General features: G+C 71.3%; 16 protein-coding genes and 1 pseudogene. 3 read left to right on the plus strand and 14 right to left on the minus strand.

From position 1 onward, the window contains the following. The first annotated feature begins 36 nt into the window (after positions 1-36). Positions 37-795 carry a creatininase family protein gene (locus ACIRR9_RS22125; RefSeq protein WP_385681508.1) on the plus strand — a complete coding sequence of 253 codons (759 nt, stop codon included), beginning with the start codon at positions 37-39 and terminating at the stop codon, positions 793-795. A 98-nt stretch (positions 796-893) separates the two neighbouring features. On the opposite strand, the pseudogene ACIRR9_RS22130 reads toward ACIRR9_RS22125, so the two are convergent. From ACIRR9_RS22130 to ACIRR9_RS22150, 5 genes and pseudogenes are all read right to left on the minus strand, one after another. Further along, positions 894-1,775: pseudogene (locus ACIRR9_RS22130) on the minus strand (YbhN family protein); the annotation flags it as partial. Then, positions 1,772-2,692, minus strand: a complete 921-nt coding sequence (locus ACIRR9_RS22135) for an SAM-dependent methyltransferase (RefSeq protein WP_403754344.1) — start codon at positions 2,690-2,692, stop codon at positions 1,772-1,774. The pseudogene ACIRR9_RS22130 and the gene ACIRR9_RS22135, both read right to left, overlap by 4 nt. A 107-nt stretch (positions 2,693-2,799) precedes the next feature. Next, a complete protein-coding gene (locus tag ACIRR9_RS22140; RefSeq protein WP_403754444.1) occupies positions 2,800-3,996 on the minus strand; it encodes a glycosyltransferase family 4 protein in 1,197 nt (398 codons plus the stop codon). 5 nt (positions 3,997-4,001) lie between these two features. After that, entirely contained in the window at positions 4,002-4,400 is a 399-nt protein-coding gene (locus ACIRR9_RS22145) for a 6-carboxytetrahydropterin synthase (protein ID WP_093497951.1), read from the minus strand. 149 nt (positions 4,401-4,549) lie between these two features. After that, positions 4,550-5,533 (minus strand): zinc-binding alcohol dehydrogenase, encoded by a 984-nt coding sequence (locus ACIRR9_RS22150; protein ID WP_403754348.1) that lies wholly within the window; start codon positions 5,531-5,533, stop codon positions 4,550-4,552. Between the two features lie 121 nt (positions 5,534-5,654). Between ACIRR9_RS22150 and ACIRR9_RS22155 the strand changes: the two genes are divergently transcribed. Beyond that, positions 5,655-6,464, plus strand: coding sequence for a CDP-alcohol phosphatidyltransferase family protein (locus ACIRR9_RS22155; protein WP_403754351.1), 810 nt, complete (start codon positions 5,655-5,657; stop codon positions 6,462-6,464). A gap of 93 nt (positions 6,465-6,557) precedes the next feature. Here the strand turns inward: ACIRR9_RS22155 and ACIRR9_RS22160 are convergent, their stop codons facing one another. The 9 genes from ACIRR9_RS22160 to fusA all read right to left on the minus strand — a co-directional run bounded on the left by ACIRR9_RS22160 (position 6,558) and on the right by fusA (position 16,579). Next, the gene (locus ACIRR9_RS22160) at positions 6,558-7,289 is read right to left on the minus strand and encodes a YcnI family protein (protein WP_403754354.1); all 732 of its coding nucleotides are present in this window, start codon (positions 7,287-7,289) and stop codon (positions 6,558-6,560) included. A 60-nt stretch (positions 7,290-7,349) separates the two neighbouring features. Continuing rightward, positions 7,350-7,943 (minus strand): hypothetical protein, encoded by a 594-nt coding sequence (locus ACIRR9_RS22165; protein ID WP_403754357.1) that lies wholly within the window; start codon positions 7,941-7,943, stop codon positions 7,350-7,352. Between the two features lie 92 nt (positions 7,944-8,035). Beyond that, complete coding sequence (locus ACIRR9_RS22170) at positions 8,036-8,221, minus strand: DUF397 domain-containing protein (protein WP_403754360.1); 186 nt, start codon at positions 8,219-8,221, stop codon at positions 8,036-8,038. Next, entirely contained in the window at positions 8,218-9,084 is an 867-nt protein-coding gene (locus tag ACIRR9_RS22175; protein WP_403754363.1) for a Scr1 family TA system antitoxin-like transcriptional regulator, read from the minus strand. The genes ACIRR9_RS22170 and ACIRR9_RS22175 overlap by 4 nt, the downstream gene beginning before the upstream one ends. 225 nt (positions 9,085-9,309) lie before the next feature. Further along, positions 9,310-10,668, minus strand: a complete 1,359-nt coding sequence (locus ACIRR9_RS22180) for a GH1 family beta-glucosidase (RefSeq protein WP_403754366.1) — start codon at positions 10,666-10,668, stop codon at positions 9,310-9,312. Between the two features lie 50 nt (positions 10,669-10,718). Further along, positions 10,719-11,558 carry a carbohydrate ABC transporter permease gene (locus ACIRR9_RS22185; protein ID WP_403754447.1) on the minus strand — a complete coding sequence of 280 codons (840 nt, stop codon included), beginning with the start codon at positions 11,556-11,558 and terminating at the stop codon, positions 10,719-10,721. A 16-nt stretch (positions 11,559-11,574) separates the two neighbouring features. Further along, positions 11,575-12,567, minus strand: a complete 993-nt coding sequence (locus ACIRR9_RS22190) for a carbohydrate ABC transporter permease (protein WP_403754369.1) — start codon at positions 12,565-12,567, stop codon at positions 11,575-11,577. Between the two features lie 5 nt (positions 12,568-12,572). Next, complete coding sequence (locus tag ACIRR9_RS22195; protein ID WP_403754372.1) at positions 12,573-13,889, minus strand: ABC transporter substrate-binding protein; 1,317 nt, start codon at positions 13,887-13,889, stop codon at positions 12,573-12,575. 623 nt (positions 13,890-14,512) lie between these two features. Continuing rightward, complete coding sequence (gene fusA / locus ACIRR9_RS22200; protein WP_403754375.1) at positions 14,513-16,579, minus strand: elongation factor G; 2,067 nt, start codon at positions 16,577-16,579, stop codon at positions 14,513-14,515. Between the two features lie 934 nt (positions 16,580-17,513). Here fusA and ACIRR9_RS22205 point away from each other — a divergent pair. Beyond that, complete coding sequence (locus ACIRR9_RS22205) at positions 17,514-18,749, plus strand: MFS transporter (protein WP_403754378.1); 1,236 nt, start codon at positions 17,514-17,516, stop codon at positions 18,747-18,749. Positions 18,750-18,962: the final 213 nt, after the last annotated feature.

The following is an 18,962-nucleotide window of genomic DNA, read 5'->3' on the forward strand; positions in this document are numbered from 1 at the left end:
TCTGATTCCTAAGCAGAGACGAAAGGCCGTGAAAAGATGAGTGGTTCGGGCGCGCGTACGGCGGCATACGGTCTGTTGCCGGCGGACACTACGGAAGAGGTACGGACCAGGGGGGCGGGCGTTTCAACTCAGGTCGCCGTCCTTCCCGTCGGGAGCTTCGAACAGCACGGCCCCTACCTTCCGCTCGCTACGGACACCCTTGTCGCCTGTGCCGTCGCCCGGGAGATCGCCGCCGCCTTCCCGGTGCATCTCCTTCCGCCGGTGACGATGTCCTGCTCGCACGAGCACGCGGCCTGGCCGGGGACCGTCAGCATCTCGTCGGTGACCCTGCACGCGGTGGTGAACGACATCGCCGACTCGCTGCGCCGCTCGGGCGTCGAGGCGCTGGTCGTGGTCAACGGCCACGGCGGCAACTACGTGCTCGGCAACGTCGTGCAGGAGGCGTCCGCGCGCGGCGAGCGGCTGGCGCTGTACCCGGCCGCGGAGGACTGGGAGACGGCGCTGGAGCGGGCCGGGGTGGAGACCTCCGCGCTCACCGACATGCATGCCGGAGAAATCGAGACCTCCATTCTGCTGCACGCTCATCCCGAATTGGTCCGCCCTGGTCACGAGTCCGCCGATTTCACCGCTGACGACCGTCGTCATCTCCTCACCCTGGGAATGTCCGCCTATACCGAGTCGGGCGTCATCGGTCGCCCTTCCCTGGGTTCGGCGGAAAAGGGGAAAGAACTCCTCGCCGCCCTCGCCGATTCCTTCGGCGCGGTTTTCGAACTGCTCACCGCCGAGCGGGAGTAGCGCAGTCCGGCATACCAGCGCACGACCAGGACCACCAGACCGGGCAGGGCCGCCACGAAGCTGAGGACGCCGTAGACGACGGCGGTGGCGAGCCCGGTGTCCGCGCCGAGGCCGGCCGCGGCGAACGCCCAGGCGGTGACACCCTCGCGAGGGCCCCAGCCGCCGACGTTCAGCGGCAGGCCCATCGCGACCAGGGCCAGGACCGCGATCGGCGTCAGCGCCGCCACCGACGCGGCGGAGCCGGCGACCCGGGCGGAGACCACGAACATGCCGACGTGCCCGGCGAGGATGGTCCCCGAGGACAGGGCGACACCCGGACCGTTCTCCCGAGACAGCAGCGCACGGCGGGCCTCGGCGAGGGTCGAGCGCAGGGCCCCGCCGCGCTTGCCCGGGGCCTTGTTCATCCGCACGGCGACCAGGACCGCGCAGGCGCCCGCCACACCGGCGGCCACCAGCGGGGCGAAGCTGCGCACGTCCGCGCGGACCGGCGAGGGCAGGATCAGCAGCGCGCTCACGCCGAACACCGTCAACGCGATCTGCCCCGCGGTCCGTTCGAGGACGACCGCGCGGACCCCGCGGCCGACGTCGCCCTCGCTCTGCCCGTGCCGCACCGCCCGGTGCACATCGCCGAGCACCCCGCCGGGCAGCGCCGCGTTGAGGAACAGCGCCCGGTAGTAGTCGCCGACGGCGGGCCCGAGGGGCAGCCGCAGGTTGAGCCCCCGGGCCACCAACTGCCAGCGCCAGGCGCTCAGTACGGTCGTGATCGCGCCGATCACCAGGCCGAGCACCAGGGTCGGGGTGTCGATGCGGCGCAGTCCGTCGAGGAAGACGCCGGTGCCGAGCCGCCACAGCAGCACACCGATGATGGCGGCTCCGGCGACCGTGCCCAGGTGGGTGCGGACGGCGCGGAGGCTCAGGCGCCGGGGCACGCTCACCGGGGCGACGGCCGGGGTCTCCCGGACCAGGGTGGGGGTGGTCACGAGGAGCCTCCGGTGGGCCGGGCGAGCGCCAGCAGGTCGCTGTGGTGGAGGAGGACCCGCAGTTCACCGGCCGCGTTGGCGGCGAGCCGCTCGGCCAGGTAGGCCTCGGCACGCTCGGCCAGTTCGGGACGCTCCTCGACGGCGGCGCCGACCCAGCCGCGCAGCCACTGCTCGGTGAGCGCCTTCTCGTCGGGGCCGAGCCGCCAGGGGCTGGGGTGCACCTTCACGGTGGCGCCCCGGTCGGAGAACGCCTCGCAGGCCGCGGTGATCGCGTCCGGACCGAGCATCCCGCCGCGCCGCTGGTGGGCGTTGAACGCCTCGGTGATCTCCTTGTCCAGCGGGTGGGCCGGGGTGAGGTCGACGCGGCCGGCGACGGACAGGGTGAGCAGCGCGGGGCAGCCGGCCCCGGCGCAGGCCTCGGCGAGTGTGTCGACCTCCTCCCGGGTGAGCACGTCGAGGAGGGCGGAGGCGGTCACCAGCGAGGCGCCTATGAGCGCGTCGGGGGTGAGCCGGGCGACGTCACCGCGCCGGGTCTCCACCGTGACCCGGCTGCCGTCGGCGGCGGCGCGGGGCGAGGCGACGGCGGCGAAGTGCAGCAGGTAGGGGTCGCGGTCGTGCAGGATCCAGTGCTGGGCGCCGTCAAGGCGGGGTGCCAGCCAGCGGCCCATCGACCCCGTCCCGCAGCCCAGGTCGTGCACGACCAGACCGCCCGCCTTGCCGGGCAGGTTGGCGAGCCGGATCCGCAGCGGGTCCAGCAGATCGTTCGCGCGGGCGGCCGCGTCCGCGCTCTCGCGCAGCTCCAGCCACTCGGGGGCGTACCGCGGCGGCTCCTCGGGCCCGGTCTCGCGCAGCCGCACGGTGGCCCGCTCGCCCGCACGTACGACGGGTCCGGCCCCGGGAATCACCTCGGAAGGCATGTGTTCGCGCTCTCGTCCCACTCCTGCATCCGTAACATCCCTCGGCCCCGGCTGCGCGGGGACCGCGCCGACCGGAGTAGCGGTCGTAGTGGTCGTCGCCTCGCTGGTCATGCCGCCCTCCTGGGTTCGTCGGGGAGCCGCAGCAGGACTCCGGCCAGACTGCGGGCGGTGGCCGCCCAGCCGTCGAGCGCCGCCCGCCGGCCGCGCGCGGCGGCCTTGAGGCGACGGCGTACGTCCGCCTCGCCGAACCAGCCGCGCAGTTCGACAGCGAGCGCGGCGGGGTTCTCCGGCGGGACGAGGATGCCGGGCACCCCGCCGTCGGGGGCGCGGCCGAGCGCCTCGGGCAGACCGCCGACGTCGGTGGCGAGCACCGGGATGCCCCGGGCGAGGGCCTCGGTGACCGCCATGCCGTAGGTCTCGGCGTACGAGGTGAGGACCATCAGGTCGGCGGCCGCGTAGCTGGCGTCGAGTTCGGCGCCGGCGCGGGGGCCCGCGAGGTGCAGCCGGTCGGTCAGCCCGTGCTTCGCGATGAGCGACCGCAGATGGGCGACGTACTCGGGGTCCTGGCCGAGCCCGCCGACGCAGGTGCAGGTCCACGGCAGGTCCCGGACCGCGGCGAGGGCCTCGACCAGCCGGTGCTGGCCCTTGCGCGGGGTGACGGCGGCGACGCACACCAGGTGCGAGACCCCGTCGGTGCCGCTGGCCAGCGGGGCGATGTCGGCGCCGGGGGCGGCGACATGGACGCGGTCGGGGGCGAGGCCGTGGTGCGAGACCAGCCGTCGTACCGCCCAGTCGCTGGTCGCGATCACGGCGGGCACGGCGCGCAGCACCGCGCGCTCGCGGGCGTCCAGGTCGGCGGCCACGGCCGCGTCAAGCCCGGTCTCGTCGCCGAGCGGGAGGTGCACGAGGACCGCGAGCCGCAGCCGTTCGGCCTCCGGTACGACGATCTCGGGGACCCCGCAGGCGACCAGGCCGTCAAGGAGGACGACGGCACCGTCGGGCAGTTCCCGCAGGGTGCGGGCGAGGGAGTCGCGGGCGGTCTGCCCGGGGCGCGGCCAGGAGCCGGCCACGATGTGCCGGGTGACCTGCCAGCCGAAGCCGGGCAGGTCCAGGCAGACCCGCCGGTCGTAGGCGTTGCCGCCGCTCGGCTGGGCCGGGTCGTCGACACCGCCCGGCATGACGAAGTGCACGGTACGCAGGGACATGGGAAGGATCCCGATGTTCGCCGGGGAGTTGGTGTCGGCGGTGGCCGGGCGCGGCGCGGGCACGTAGGTGAGGGCGGCCGGTTTCCGGTCGATGGCCATGTCGGTCACAGGGCACGCTCGTAACTCGCCCAGGCGACATGCGACTCGTGGAGGGTGACGGTCAGTCCGGCGAGGCCCCTGGCGCCCTCGCCCAGGGCGCCCTTCTCGATCCGCTCGGCGAGCCGGTCCGCGATGACCTTGGCGAGGAACTCCGTGGACGTGTTGATCCCGGCGAAGTCGGGCTCGTTGTCCAGGTTTCGGTAGTTCAGCTCGCTGACCACGGCGCCGAGTTCCTGGGTGGCGAGGCCGATGTCGACGACGATGTTGTCGTCGTCCAGCTGCTCGCGGCGGAAGGTGGCGTCCACGAGGAACGTGGCGCCGTGCAGTCGCTGCGCGGGCCCGAACACCTCGCCGCGGAAACTGTGGGCGATCATGATGTGATCGCGGACGGTGATGCTGAACAACGGACGACCCTCCAGGTGCGGCGCGTCTGGTCCCTCGGCTGATCCCTGCCGGGGGATGCCCTTAGTACGGCTCTTGGCTTCCCCGTGTTCAGTCCACTCTCACTCTTTTCTCAGGTCAGGCGCTCTTGGCGGGCCCATTGGACGTTCCGTCAGCGGATGTCTGCGTAGCGCACCCGGTGACAGAGGGCCGGGATCTCCCCGGAGGCGAGTTTCGGGAGCACCTCCGGTAGCTCTTCGAACGCACTTTCTCCCGTGATGAGGGCGTCCAGCGCCGGATCCGCCAACAGGTCCAGGGCCAGGGCGAGCCGGTCGGCGTAGCTGCGGCCGGCCCGGGCGGCCGGGGAGACGGTGCCGACCTGGCTGCTGCGCACGGTGAGGCGGCGGGAGTGGAAGGCCTCGCCGAGCGGAAGGGCGATACGCCGGTCGCCGTACCAGCTCAGTTCGAGGACGGTGCCCTCGGGCGCGAGGAGTTCCAGGGCGCGGGTGAGGCCCTGTTCGGTGGCGCTGGCGTGGACGACCAGGTCGCAGTCGCCGAGGGCGTCCTCGGGGGCCGCGAAGCCGATACCGAGGGCCTCGGCGGTCTTGGCGCGGGCCGGGTCGGCGTCGACCAGCTGGAGCCGTACGCCGGGGAAGCGGGCGAGGAGGGCGGCGACCGAGCAGCCGACCATGCCGCCGCCGATCACCGCGATGCGGTCGCCGACCAGGGGGGCGGCGTCCCAGAGGGCGTTCACGGCGGTCTCCACGGTGCCCGCGAGTACCGCGCGCGCCGGGGGTACGCGCTCCGGTACCACCGTCACCGCGTTCACCGGAACGACGTAACGCGTCTGATGCGGATACAGACAGAAGACCGTACGCCCGATCAGCCCATCGGGGCCGTCCTCCACGACGCCGACGTTGAGGTAGCCGTACTTCACCGGTCCGGGGAACTCGCCCTCCTGGAACGGCGCCCGCATCACGGCGTGTTGGCTCTCCGGGACCCCGCCGCGGAACACCAGTGTCTCGGTGCCGCGGCTGACTCCCGAGTAGAGCGAGCGCACCAGGACCTCACCCTCGCCGGGCGCCGCGAGGGTGACGTCGCGGAGCTCTCCGTGGCCCGGGGAGCGGAGCCAGAACGCGCGGGCCGACGAGTTCATCGGCATCCTCCTGAACGATCGGGAAGTGGTTCACGTACCGAGAAGTGCACAGCGAGAAGTGCACAGGCCGCGCACAGTACGCGGCGTTGATCGACTCTGTCATTCGGCCGGAGGACGTGCGGTGGCCCTGAACAACACTTACGAAGCCAGGCTGGTCCAGCAGGAGACCGCTGTGGGAGCGGGCGTACAGATCCTGTTGCTGGCCCTGCTGGGCTCGGCGATCGGCATGGGGCCGGCCGGCTGGCTTGTGGGTCTCGCGTTCGCGATAGCCACCTGGGCGGTGCTCTCCCGGGCCCTGCACCGCACCCGCCCCCGCTCCTTCGGTCCCGCCAACCGGGTCACCCTGGGCCGCGCGATCCTGGTCGGCGGTGTGACGGCCCTGGTCGCCGACTCCTTCGAGAGCTCCACGCCGGTCACCCTCCTGGTCGGCCTGACGGCCGTGGCCCTGATCCTCGACGGCGTCGACGGCAAGGTGGCCCGCCGCACGGGCACGTCGACCGCGCTGGGTGCCCGCTTCGACATGGAGGTCGACGCGTTCCTGATCCTGGTGCTGAGCGTGTACGTGTCGATGCAGCTCGGCCCGTGGGTGCTGCTGATCGGCGGGATGCGCTACGCGTTCGTCGCGGCCGCGAAGGCCGCGCCCTGGCTGAACGCCCAGCTGCCGCACTCCATGGCCCGCAAGACGGTCGCCGCGATGCAGGGCGTCTGCCTGCTGCTGGCGGGCTCGGACCTGCTGCCGTACCTGGCCAACCTGGGCGTGGTGCTGCTGGCGCTGGGCTCGCTGCTGTGGTCGTTCGGGCGGGACGTGGTGTGGCTGTGGCGCAACTCGCGGACGGCGGTCGCGCAGGAGATGACGCCGGTGGAGGCGGAGCTGGTGGAGGCACCGGCGGAGGCCGGGGTGGAGGTCCGGGAGCTGGCCGCGGTGCGATGAGCTAGCCGACGGCACAGGAAGAGGGCCCGGACCGGGGGATGGTTCGGGCCCTCTCTCTGTGCCGGCGTACGGGTGTCGGCCCGCACGCGTGGGCTACGACCGTGCGCCGCCCCGCGTCCGTACGAAGGCGAACGCGGCCGCCGCCAGGCCCAGGGCGCCGACGATCAGGCCCGCGATGCCGAGCCCCCGGGCGGTGGAGTCGCTGGTGTCGGCGGAGGCGGTCGTCGCCTTGGCACTGCTCTTCGTCGCCGACGCGGTGGAGGAGGCCCCGGCGTCGTCACCCGCCGCCGTCAGCTTGAGCGTCGGCGCCGGGTTCTCCGGCTCGTCGGCACCGCTCTGGGCCTCCTCGATCCAGCGGACGACCTTGCCGTCGGAGTAGGTCTGCAGGGTCTTGAAGGTCAGCTGGTCGGTGTCCTCGGGCAGCTGCCCGAAGGCGACATTGAAGTCCTCGTACTGGCCGGCGCCGATCTTGCCACCGGTCCAGGTGACCTCGGAGACGGCCTCGGTGATGGTGCCGTCGTCGGTCTTCACGGGCGTCTTGAGCTTGGTGGTGGTCACCTTGGCGGTCCAGCCGTCCTGCGGAGTGACGAGGACGCCCAGGACCGGGTGGTCGGTGGGCAGGTAGACCTGGACCTTGGTGGTCGAGGCGGTGTCCTCCTCGTTGGGCACGCGGAAGGTGAGCACACCGTCGGTGGCGCCCTTGGCGTAGCTCTCCGGGTGGACGGTGACATGCGCGGCGGCGACACCGGCGGCGACGAGGACGGACGCTGCGGTGAGGGCGGTGACGGTGCCGGCGCGGCGGAGGGTGAGGCGAGTCACGGACATGGCAGACATGGCTGAGTGGATCTCCGTACGGCTGAAGTGTGTTAGAGGCTGTTACTGCTGTTAGGCCGTATACGGGATCGGAGGGCCGCGTCGATTCACGGCATGCCGTAGCGCCGGCAGCCGGGGCCGGACCGGGCGGGCCGGGACGGGCAGGCGGCTGTCGCACGGCGCGGCCAGCGGGGCGTCACGCCACCAGGCGGCCAGCCCGGGCACGAACGCGACGGCTCGGCGCAGCAGCGACCACAGCGCGGCCTCGCCGCACCGCAGCCACCAGGAGGCGACGAGGGCGGCGAGCACATGGGCGACGGTGGCGTGCGCGGTCACCATGTGCGGCTGCTGGGCCATACCGGCCATGACATGCCCGTGCATGCCGGCCATCCGCATGGGATGCGCGGGTGTGACCGCGCGCGCCGCGTCGAAGCCGAAGTGCAGACCGGCCTGGGTGAGAAGCATGCCGACACCGATCTCCGGCAGTCCGCGCTCACCTCCCGCGAGGGCGCGCCCCAGGGCGAACACGACGGCGAACCCCGCCGCGTCGGCCCACAGCGGTGGCATGTCCCCCATGGCGAGGCCGTGCCCGGCGGCAGCCAGGAGCACGCACACCGCGGCGAACACCGCGGCACGCAGGCTCCGTACCGCCGGCGACGCACTCATGGTGAGCGATCCTCCCACGCTCGGGGGGATACGCAGGGCACCGACGGCATGTTCACTGCGCTTTCTCAGGCACGGCCGCCGACGCCGGCGATTCAGTGCCGCGTGGCGTACCGCACGAACGACGTCCAGCCCTCGCGTCCGACCGCGAAGTGCGGCCGCGCCACGTCCTTGGAGTCCCGTATGCACACGACCTGTTCGGTGACGGCGACCTCGATGCAGTCGTCGCCCTGGCTGCCGCTGTGGCTGGACTTGAACCAGACGAGTTCCGTCGCGCTCATAGCTCTCCTCGCAGTCGCTCCAGCAGTCCCCGTGAGTCTTCGGGGTTCAGGGCCTGCGAGCGCAGTGTGTCATAGCGCCGCTGGAGAAGGCTCACCTCTTTCACGTCGCTGATCAGCCGCCCGTTCTGTTGTCCTTCGGAGTAGCCGAACCGCCGCCCGTCCGGCGTCTCCAGTAACCGCACCGGCCCGTCCAGACACGTATGCAACCCCGCGTCGACCGGCACGATCTGAAGCGTCACGTTCCGCGGCGCCGCCCGCTCCAGCACGGTGTCGTACAACTCCCGCATCCGCCCGGCATCCCCGAACCGCCGCCGGAAGACATGTTCCTCGACGATGAAGCTGAACGGCGCCTTCGGCCGCTCGTACAGCATCCGCTGCCGCCGCATCCGTACGGCGAGGAGGTTCTCCACCTCATCGTCCGTGACGACCGGAGCGGTGCCCTCGAACACCGCCCGCGCGTACCCCTCCGACTGCAACAGTCCCGGCACCAGCCTGCATTCATAGGTGCACAGACTCTCCGCGACCCGTTCCAGCCGGGCCCACTGCCGGAACCAGGCCGCGAGCCCCTTGTCCCCCCGGGTCAGGAACTGCGCCGCCTTCCGCAGCGCCCCCGTGTTGCCCAGCGCCTGCTCCGCACGTTCCACGAACGCCCTGTCCGGCATGCGCCGTCCCAGCTCCACCGAGGCCACGGTGTGTTTGGAGTACCTGACCGACTCGGCGAACTCGGCCCTGCTGTGCCCGGCGTGCTCGCGCAGGGCCTGGACGACGGCTCCGAACGTCCGCAGGCTGTCCGAGGGATCGGGCTCCCGGTCCACCTCGCAGGCCGGCAGGCCGTCGTCGCTCTCGCCCTCGTCGTTGGTCATTGCGTGGCCACCTCCAGGCACGTCCATGCGCCACTCACGCGATCGACTCACTCAGAGTGGCGGCAAGGCCGACGTACTGTCCACGGAACGTCCTCGTACGGTCACGCACCGTACGCGCTCCGGGTGGGGCGCCCGTGCGCACGGGTGTGCGGTGGGCGCGGAACTCCCCTGGACCGCGCCCACCGCGGTCGTGTCGGGCCGGGCGGTCCGCCCGGCCCGGGTTCGTCAGGCCGCCCGGCGGGCCTGCCCCCGGTGGTCGCGGATGATGTCCGCGTACCGGAGGCCGCTGCCCTTGATGGTGCGGACCTGGGTGCGGTAGTCGACGTGGACCAGGCCGAAGCGCTTCTCGTAGCCGTACGCCCACTCGAAGTTGTCCAGCAGCGACCAGGCGAAGTAGCCGGCCAGCGGGGCGCCCTTGCGGGCCGCCGAGGCGCAGGCGGCGAGATGCCCGGCCAGGTACTCCTGGCGCTCGGGGTCGTCGATCGTGCCGTCGGGGCGGACCACGTCCGGGTAGGCGGAGCCGTTCTCGGTGACGTAGAGCTTGCGGGCCCCGTACTCGTTCGTGAGGCGCAGCAGCAGCGTCTCGATGCCGCTCGCGTCGATCTCCCAGTCCATGCCGGTACGCGGGACGCCGGAGCGGTGGACGGAACGGGCGTAGGGCGCGGGGCCGTTCGGGTCGTCCTCGATGTACGCCGGGAAGTAGTAGTTCAGGCCCAGCCAGTCGAGCGGGGTGGCGATGGTCGCCAGGTCGCCCGGACGCTCGGGGAGTTCGACGCCGTACGTCTCGACCATGTCGGCCGGGAAGCCACGGCCGTGCACCGGGTCCAGCCACCAGCGGTTGACGTGCCCGTCGTGGCGGTGGGCGGCGGCCGCGTCCTCGGGACGGTCCGTCGCGGCGAAGACGGTGGAGAGGTTGTTGACGATGCCGACCTGGGCGCCTGGCGCGGCGGCGCGGATCGCCTGGGCGGCGAGGCCGTGGCCGAGGAGCAGGTGGTAGGAGGCGCGGACGGCGGCCGTGAGGTCGGTCCAGCCGGGGGCCATCTTGCCCTCCAGGTGGCCGATCCAGGCAGAGCAGGAGGGCTCGTTGAGGGTGGTCCAGTGGTGGACGCGGTCACCGAGGCGCTCGGCGACGACGGAGGCGTACGAGGCGAAGTGCTCGGCGGTCGCCCGCTCGGGCCAGCCGCCCCGGTCCTGGAGGGCCTGGGGCAGGTCCCAGTGGTAGAGGGTGACCGACGGGGTGATGCCGGCCGCCAGCAGGCCGTCGATCAACTCGTCGTAGAAGTCGAGGCCCTTGGCGTTGACCGGGCCGTCGCCGCCGGGCAGCACCCGCGGCCAGGCGACCGACAACCGGTAGGCGTTGGCGCCGAGTCGGCGCATCAGGCCGATGTCCTCGCGCCAGCGGTGGTAGTGGTCGCACGCGACGTCGCCGTTGTCGTCGTTCGCGATCTTCCCCGGGGTGTGCGAGAAGGTGTCCCAGATGGAGGGTGAGCGGCCGTCCTCGGCGACGGCTCCCTCGATCTGGTACGCCGCGGTTGCCGTGCCCCACAGGAAGTCGTGCGGGAGTGCGGCGAGGTCGATGGTCACGTAGGTCCCTTCGGAACGAGCTTCGCAAAAGCCTTCGGACACGGGCGGGTTCACTTGACGGCGCCCGCCGTCAGTCCGGTGACGAGATAGCGCTGGAGGAGCAGGAACCCGGCCACCACGGGGACGCTCACCACCAGCGAGGCGGCCATGATCTGGTTCCAGTACACGTCGTTGAGCGTGGAGTAGCCCTGGAGGCCGACGGCGAGGGTGCGGGTGGTGTCGTTGGTCATGACGGAGGCGAAGAGGACCTCGCCCCAGGCGGTCATGAAGGCGTAGACGGCGACCGCGACGATGCCGGGGATCGCGGCCGGGACCACGATCCTGAACAGTGCGCCGAGCGGTCCGCAGCCGTCCACCAGCGCCGCCTCGTCCAGGTCCCGCGGCACGGAGTCGAGATACCCGATCAGCATCCAGATCGAGAACGGCAGCGAGAACGTCAGGTAGGTGAGGATCAGGCCGCCGCGGGAGCCGAACAGGGCGATGCCGGTGGCGTTGCCGATGTTGACGTAGAGGAGGAAGAGCGGGAGCAGGAAGAGGATGCCCGGGAACATCTGCGTGGACAGCACGGTGACCGTGAAGACCCGCTTGCCGCGGAAGTCGTGGCGGCTGACCGCGTAGGCGGCGAAGACCGCGACGACCACCGAGCAGACGGTCGCCGAGACCGACACGATCAGCGAGTTCACGAAGTACTTCGCGAGCGGGACCGTCGACCAGATGTCGATGTACGGGCGGACGGTCAGCCCGCTCGGCAGCCAGCGGAACTTGCCGGTGACGTCCGCGAGGGGCTTGAGCGAGCTGGAGACCATCACGTACACGGGGATCAGCACGAACCCGGTGAGCAGCGTGAGGAAGATCCGCCGGGACCAGAGGAAGGAGCGCGGCGGGGCCATCGGCGAACTGGACGGGCTAGACATCCGCGGTCCTCCGTCCGCGCGAGGTGAACACCAGGTACACGCCGGTCACCACCAGCAGGAAGAGCAGCAGGAGCACGGACATGGCCGAGCCGGTGCCGAAGTTCCAGGTGACGAACGAGGCCTGGTAGATGTGGACCGAGATGAGGTCGGCGGCCTCCGGGGCGGACCTGCCGAACAGCACGTACGGCGTGTTGAAGTCGTTGAACGTCCAGAGGAACAGGACCAGGATCAGGACCTGATTGACCGGGCGCAGCGACGGCAGGGTGATCCGGCGGATCTGCTGCCACAGACCGGCGCCGTCCAGGGCGGCCGCCTCGTACAACTCCCGCGGGATGTTCTGGAGTCCGGCCATCACGATCAGGAAGGCGAACGGCCAGCCCTTCCACACGGACACGATGAGCAGCGCCCAGAAGCTGTTGTCGCCGATCAGCCAGAAGGACGGCTTGTCGGTGAGGTGCAGCTGGTCGTGCAGGACGTGGTTCACCAGGCCGTTGTCGTGCTGGAACATGAACACCCAGGTGATGACGGCCGCGTAGACCGGCAGCGCGTACGGCACCAGGAACAGCGCGCGCAGCAGGCCGCGGCCGCGGAAGTTGTCCTGCATGAACACCGCGGCCGCGGTGCCGATCAGCCAGCACAGGCCGACGGACAGCAGGGTGAAGCCGACGGTGACGAAGAAGGAGTGCAACAGGGCTTGGCCGACCGGGGCGTCGAAGTCGACCGACACCTTGTAGTTGTCGAAGCCGGACCACGGGGCGGTGCCCCAGTCGCGGATGTAGAACTGGGTGAGCTCCTTGAAGCTCATCACGACGCCGATGACCATCGGCACGAGATGGACGAGGAGTTCGAGCAGCAGGGCGGGCAGGAGCAGCAGGTAGGGCAGTCCGATGCGGCGGATCCGCCCGGGGCGGCGGCCCGAGCCGCCCGCCGCCCCGGGGGAGTTCACCCGCGCCGGTTCTTGCACAGCGGTGGTGGTGGTCGTCATCTCGTTCAGGCCGCCGGCATCTGCTGCTGGGCCTTCTCCAGCTCGGCCTTCACGGAGTCGGTGGTGATGGCGTGTCCGGCGGCCACGTCGGCGAACAGGTTCTTCACGGCCGTACCGACGGTCGTCTCGAACTGGGACTCGGAGGCCACCTGGGGCAGGGCCGCGGCGCTGGTGGCGAGGGTGTTCTTCAGGACGGAGTTGGCGGGGGTGTTGAAGGCCGCGTCCTCCTGGGCGGTCTTGACCGGCGGGATGGAGCTGTAGGCGGTGTTGAGGATCTTCTGCTCGTCGTCGCTGGTCATGAACTTCACGAACTTGGTGGCGCCGTCGAGGTTCTTGGTGTTCTTGAAGACCGCCAGGTTGATGCCGGCGACCATCGAGTTGACCTGGGTGCCGGTGCCGGGGGTGCCGGACTGCACGGGCACGGGGGCGATGCCGTAGTCGCTGTCGCTCATGCCCTGCGACTTGAGGTTGGCGGACGCGGACTGCCACAGCAGCATGGCCTGCTTGCCCTTGGCGAAGTCGCTCACCGACTGGTTCTGCGCGTACTCGGCGTCGCCGGTGGGGATGGCCTTGTCCTTGGCCATCAGGTCGACGTACTGCTTGACCCCGGCGACGACCTTGTCGTTGGTGAAGTCCGGCTTGCCGTCGGCGGTGAAGAAGTCGCCGCCGTTCTGCTTGGCGAAGACGAAGGTGTGGTGGATGTTCTCCGAGACGTTGCCGCCCTCGGCGCCGAGCACCGACTTGCCCTTCGCCGATATCTTCTTGCCGTCGGCGATCAACTCGGCCCAGGTGGCCGGGGGCTGGGAGATGCCGGCGTCGGCGAAGATCTTCTTGTTGTAGTAGAGCGCGTACGCCATCGAGTACAGCGGTACGGCGGCCGGGTCCTTGCCCTCGGCGCCCGTGGAGCCGAGCGCGGAGTCGACGAACCGGTCCTTGCCGCCGATCTTGGCGAAGTTCTTGGCGTCCCAGGGCAGCAGCGCGCCCGTCGCCTGCAGCGAGGCGCTCCAGGTGTTGCCGATGTTCAGCACGTCGGGGCCCTGGCCCGAAGTGGTCGCGGTCAGGATCCGGTTGAGCAGGTCCGACCAGGGCACGACCTCCAGCTTGACCTTGATGCCGGTCTGCTTCTGGAACTTCTCGAGCTCCGGCTGGAGCACCTTCTTGTCGACCTCGATGCTGGCGCCCTGGTTGGAGGCCCAGTAGGTGAGCGTCTTCGGGGAGTCGTTGGACCCGCCGCCGGTGGACGAACCGCCACCGCAGGCCGTGGCCGCGAGGGCGAGAGACATGGTGACGGCGCCTACGGCCGCGGCTCGGATGCTGCGCATGGCTCCAGCTGTGCCTTTCCGGGAGTCGAGAACCCCGAGAGGGCTTCGCGAAGGCCGCCGGCCCCGCGCTGGCGAAGACCGGACCGCCGTTCGGCTCCCGAAGCCCCTCATGGCTTAATTTAGGACGTGAGTTAATCCTCCGAAGAGTGGCTCGTCAAGGGATCCGGCACGGGTATCCGTGCAGGCGGGCGCAGGAGCGACCGGTTCCGGGACGACCGTGCGGCCGCGCCCGGCGGCGTGACCTGGGCCGCAGCCGGGTGACCTGGCCGAAGCGGGGCGGAGCGCCGTTCCACAACGGTTGTGTTTCGACGGGCCGTCGGCGACCGGACCGGGCGGCTCGCCGCGCACGGCGACGTCACCGGCGGTGGTGAGCGGGCCGCGCTTACGACACCGGGCGGGCTACTCCCCACGACGCCGGACGGACCGCCACCCACGATGGCGGCGGGCCGTACCGACCACACCAGACGGACCATCACCCACGCCCACGGGCAGCCTGCCTGCCACAGCGGTCGGCGGGACGCCGTCCACAGCGCCGGGCAGGTCACCCCGTCGGTTGCGGGGGTCGGGGAGTTGTCCCCGACCCCCGGTCCCCGCCCCGGCACCACCTCCGTCCCGCTCCGGTGTCAGCTCGCGGTCGCCGCCTGCGGCGCCGGGGCGTAGCCGGACGGGCGGGTGGTGAAGGTGCCGCGGCCCTGGGTGCGGCCGCGCAGCCGCGTCGCGTAGCCGAAGAGTTCGGCCAGCGGCACGGTGGCGGTCAGGACCGCGGCCCCGTCCCGGCTGTCGGAGCCGGTGACCCGGCCGCGCCGGGCGGCCAGGTCGCCGAGCACGCCGCCCACCGCGTCCTCGGGAACGGTGACCGTGACCTCGGCGACGGGCTCCAGGAGGACCGTCGCGCAGGCGCGGAGGGCTTCGCGGAGTCCGAGCTTCCCAGCCGTGCGGAACGCCGTGTCCGAGGAGTCCTTCACATGTGTCGACCCGTCCGTGAGGGTGATCCGCAGCCCGGTGACCGGGTGCCCGCCGAGGGGGCCCTCGGTGAGGGCGTCCCGGCAGCCGGCCTCGACCGCGCGGACGTACTCCTGCGGCACACGGCCGCCGACGACGGCCGACCGGAACTCGAAGCCGGCCTCGTGCCCCAGGGGTTCGACGTCCAGGACGACATGCGCGAACTGCCCCGCGCCGCCGGTCTGGTGGACATGCCGGTGGACGAACCCCGTGACCCCGCGGACCACGGTCTCCCGCAGGGCGACACGCGGTCGGCCCACCGCGATCTCGGGACCGCCGTCCCGGCGGACCTTCTCCACCGCGACCTCCAGATGCAGTTCGCCCATCCCGGACAGCACCGTCTGCCCGGTCTCGGCGTCGGTGCGCACCACCAGCGAGGGGTCCTCCTCGACGAGCCGGGCCAGCGCCTGGGCGAGCCGGTCGGTGTCGGTACGGCGCCGGGCCTCGACGGCGACCGACACCACCGGGTCGGCGGCGACGGGCGGTTCCAGGAGCAGCGGGGCGCCCGGAGCGCACAGCGTGGCGCCGGGACGCGCCGACTTCAGTCCCACCACCGCGACGATGTCACCGGCCACGGCCCGGTCGAGGGGTTCGTGCCGGTCGGCCATCACGCGGAGGATGCGGGCGGCACGCTCGGTGTGCCGGGTCGCCGGGTTCCACACGGTGTCTCCTTTCTCGATCGTGCCCGAGTAGACGCGGACGTAGGTGAGGCGTCCGGTGGCGGTCGCGGTCACCTTGAACGCGAGCGCCGCGAACGGCCCTTCGGGGTCGGCGGTCCGCCGCTCCTCGGCACCCTGGTGGGTGCCGCGTACGGCGGGCACGTCGAGCGGCGAGGGCAGATAGGCCACGACCGCGTCGAGGAGCGGCTCGATGCCCCGGTTGCGGTACGCGGAGCCGCACAGGACGACGACGCCGTCGCCGGTCAGGGTGAGCTCGTGCAGAGCGGTGACCAGTGTGCCGGCGGACAGCCTGCCGGGTGGCGCACAGAACTCCTCCAGCGCGGCCGGGTGCAGCCCGGCCACCGTCTCCTCCAGGGCGCGCCGCCGGCGTTCCGCCTCCTCCCTGAGGGGCGCGGGCACCGGCCCTGCCACCGCCGTACCACCGCCGTCCGGCCAGACCAGGGCGCGCATGTGCACGAGGTCGACGACGCCGGTGAAGCCGTCCTCCGCGCCGATGGGCAGCTGGACGACGAGCGGTGCCGGGTGCAGGCGGGTGCGGATCGACTCGACGGCTCTGTCGAGGTCGGCGCCCGCGCGGTCCAGCTTGTTCACGAAGGCGATCCTGGGAACGCCGTGCCGGTCGGCCTGCCGCCACACCGACTCGCTCTGCGGCTCCACACCGGCGACCGCGTCGAACACGGCGATCGCGCCGTCGAGGACGCGCAGGGAGCGTTCGACCTCGTCGGCGAAGTCGACGTGGCCGGGGGTGTCGATGAGGTTGACGCGATGGCCGTCCCAGGCGCAGCTGACGGCCGCGGCGAAGATGGTGATGCCGCGGTCGCGTTCCTGGGAGTCGAAATCCGTGACGGTGGTGCCGTCGTGGACCTCGCCGCGTTTGTGGATGGAACCGGTGGCGAAGAGGATGCGTTCGGTGACGGTGGTCTTTCCGGCGTCGACGTGGGCGAGGATGCCCAGGTTACGAACGACGGCAAGGGGGTTGACGGAGTTCGGGTGGAGTTCGGTGCGCATGGCCCGATGCCTTTCGATTGCGGTTCCCGGACGGTTCCGGAATGGGCAGCGCAATTCCCCGTGCGGCGAAGTTCGCCGGACGCGACTGACGACACGTCAAAGAGTTGGCATATGCCGGGAGTTGCTGAGTCGGTCGCGTGTCACGGAGTCCGGTACCGGCCGCGCAGCGGGCACCGGAGGGCCGAGGACACGAGGATCACCTCGTAGCGGGAAGACGGGGAGACGACAGCGGCACGGTCACGCACAGCCCTCTCCCCTCATTCGTCCGAACTCGTCACGGCAAAGCACCGGAACCTCGTTCCACGGCTACGGTGCGTGATACCTGGCGAGTGTAGACAGCAGGCCGGGGGCCCGGCACCCGGTTTTCCGACCAGGCGAGACACCCTTCCCCGAGATGCCGGTTCGTTCCCTTTTCTCCACTCCTCGGGGAATACGACGGCACGTTGTCCCGACATTTTCCGGACATTCATCCGGCCGGCCCCGATAACTCGACGGACCCTGAACGCGCTTTCCGGATCGACGTCCGGAGAGGGGGCAGTTCACCGGCCGAGACCGTCGCAACTCCAGCGATTGGCCGAAAAACACGCTTTACGGCTCCCAGTCGGACATCGGGGCACCCATCTCCTTCACCGGAACCTCCGTTCCGGGAAAGGACGTCCGGAACGCCCCGGATGCACATCTTCCCGGGTGAAGCGTGGAGTGCGCCTTCCCGTCGGGGCACAGCGGGAGTTGATGTGGAACATGCGTGGACATTCCGTGAAGTGCTGCTCATGGCTGAGAAATTAGGATCCCGCCTCGGGTTCCGGCGGGGCGCGCAATGGCCGGGATGCGGTACTTCCCGGTGGCCGATGGACGCTCTTCCGCTTCACCAGCAGGCCTAATCTGATGCGCGGGCAGGCCGAATGGGCCCGGCAGGCGGACGGATTGGACTCGATTGGACACGCAAAGGACGCGGAGAGCGCCGTTCGCCGCGCTGCGCCGGGGTGCCGCGATGCCGGTCGCCGCGCAGGTGCTCATCGTGGGAACGATCTTCTCCCGTCTCGGTGACACCCTCGCCTCTCTGGGGCTGGTGCTGCACGCGGCGGACGGGAACATCCGCTTCGGGGTGACCGAGGTGCTGCTCGCCGAGCTCATCCCGACGGTGCTCGCGGCGCCGTTGATCGGTTCCGTGGTGGACCGGTTCAGCGCTCGCGCGGTGTGCCTGTGGGCGTTGCTGGTCCAGTCGCTGTCCCTGGGCGCGGCCACCGCGGTCGGCGGGTTCCATGCGAAGGTGGCGCTGATCGCACTGTCGGCCCTGGCCGGAGTGGCCTCGGTGGCCGCCGGGTTCAAGATGCTGCCCGTCGTGGCCGGGGAGCAGCACACCGGACGGGCCAACAGCCTGCTGACGGCGGGCCTGTCCGTCGCGGGGCTGGTCGGGCCGCCCCTGGCCGGTTTTCTGAACTCCCTGTGGGGCACCGCCGCGCTGCTGGCCGCCGACGCCGTCTCCTTCCTGGTGCTCGCCGGCTGCACGATGCTGGCGGTGCCGCGCAGTGTGGACGTGGCGATCGGCCGCCGCCCCGCCACGAAGCTCGCGGACGGTTACCGGGCGCTGCGCGACGCCCCGGTCGTGGGCACGCTGATGCCGGCGCTGGCGGCGGCGATGCTGGCCACCAGCATCGAGAGCGTCGCGGGCGTCTACTACCTGCGGGGCGTGGCCGACGGCAACAACACCGTCTTCGGCCTCTTCCTGGCGACCTGGGCGCTGGGATCCATTCCGGGCGCGCTGCTCGCGGGCCGTGCGGGGTGGAGCGACCGGCACACCGCGCTGATCCTCGGCGGTGTCTCGGGCATCGGCCTCGGTCTGCTCCTCGCCGGCCTCGTCCCGGTCTCCGCGGTGATGTTCCCGCTGTTCCTCATGGGAGGCTTCGGCAACGGCGCCTGCAACGTCGGCCTGCGCAACGCGGTGCACGCGCACGTACCGGCCGAGGTGCACGGCAGCGCCTGGGCCTGTTTCCAGGCGCTGTCCCGCAGTTGTATCGGCCTCGGCTATCTGCTGGGCACCCCGAACACTCTGATCTCCAGCCGGGGGCAGGTGATCATCTCGGGCGCCATCCCCCTGGTGGCGATCGCATGGGCGGCCGTGGCCACCCTCCGCCGGAGCGAGTCCACCGTGACGGAACCTTCCGCCTGAGGCACCGACCGACTGGTCGGAAAGTAGCGGGGCCCGGTGCGGCGCGACTCACGTCGTGGCCGCCGGCTGCGGTGACCGACGCTCACCCCAGGAAGCCGCACGGCGAGGGCGGTCCGGTCGTCGACAACCCGGACCGCCGCCCGTTCGCGGGGAGTCGGCCACGCCGACCCGTTCGGATCCAGTTGGTCTAGTCCTCTTGACGGAGAAGGCTCG

This window comes from Streptomyces sp. NPDC101234 (genome assembly GCF_044767525.1).
Taxonomy (GTDB): Bacteria; Actinomycetota; Actinomycetes; order Streptomycetales; family Streptomycetaceae; genus Streptomyces; species Streptomyces sasae.

Excerpts from the sequence above, each read along its gene's own strand:
- ACIRR9_RS22170 (WP_403754360.1), bottom strand. The coding sequence starts at position 8,221 with ATGAGCGCGACGGAACTCGTCTGGTTCAAGTCCAGCCACAGCGGCAGC.
- ACIRR9_RS22165 (WP_403754357.1), bottom strand. The coding sequence starts at position 7,943 with ATGAGTGCGTCGCCGGCGGTACGGAGCCTGCGTGCCGCGGTGTTCGCC.
- ACIRR9_RS22175 (WP_403754363.1), bottom strand. The coding sequence starts at position 9,084 with ATGACCAACGACGAGGGCGAGAGCGACGACGGCCTGCCGGCCTGCGAG.
- ACIRR9_RS22185 (WP_403754447.1), bottom strand. The coding sequence starts at position 11,558 with ATGGCCCCGCCGCGCTCCTTCCTCTGGTCCCGGCGGATCTTCCTCACG.
- ACIRR9_RS22160 (WP_403754354.1), bottom strand. The coding sequence starts at position 7,289 with ATGTCCGTGACTCGCCTCACCCTCCGCCGCGCCGGCACCGTCACCGCC.
- ACIRR9_RS22190 (WP_403754369.1), bottom strand. The coding sequence starts at position 12,567 with ATGACGACCACCACCACCGCTGTGCAAGAACCGGCGCGGGTGAACTCC.
- ACIRR9_RS22140 (WP_403754444.1), bottom strand. The coding sequence starts at position 3,996 with ATGGCCATCGACCGGAAACCGGCCGCCCTCACCTACGTGCCCGCGCCG.
- ACIRR9_RS22125 (WP_385681508.1), top strand. The coding sequence starts at position 37 with ATGAGTGGTTCGGGCGCGCGTACGGCGGCATACGGTCTGTTGCCGGCG.
- ACIRR9_RS22135 (WP_403754344.1), bottom strand. The coding sequence starts at position 2,692 with ATGCCTTCCGAGGTGATTCCCGGGGCCGGACCCGTCGTACGTGCGGGC.
- ACIRR9_RS22150 (WP_403754348.1), bottom strand. The coding sequence starts at position 5,533 with ATGAACTCGTCGGCCCGCGCGTTCTGGCTCCGCTCCCCGGGCCACGGA.
- fusA (WP_403754375.1), bottom strand. The coding sequence starts at position 16,579 with ATGCGCACCGAACTCCACCCGAACTCCGTCAACCCCCTTGCCGTCGTT.
- ACIRR9_RS22195 (WP_403754372.1), bottom strand. The coding sequence starts at position 13,889 with ATGCGCAGCATCCGAGCCGCGGCCGTAGGCGCCGTCACCATGTCTCTC.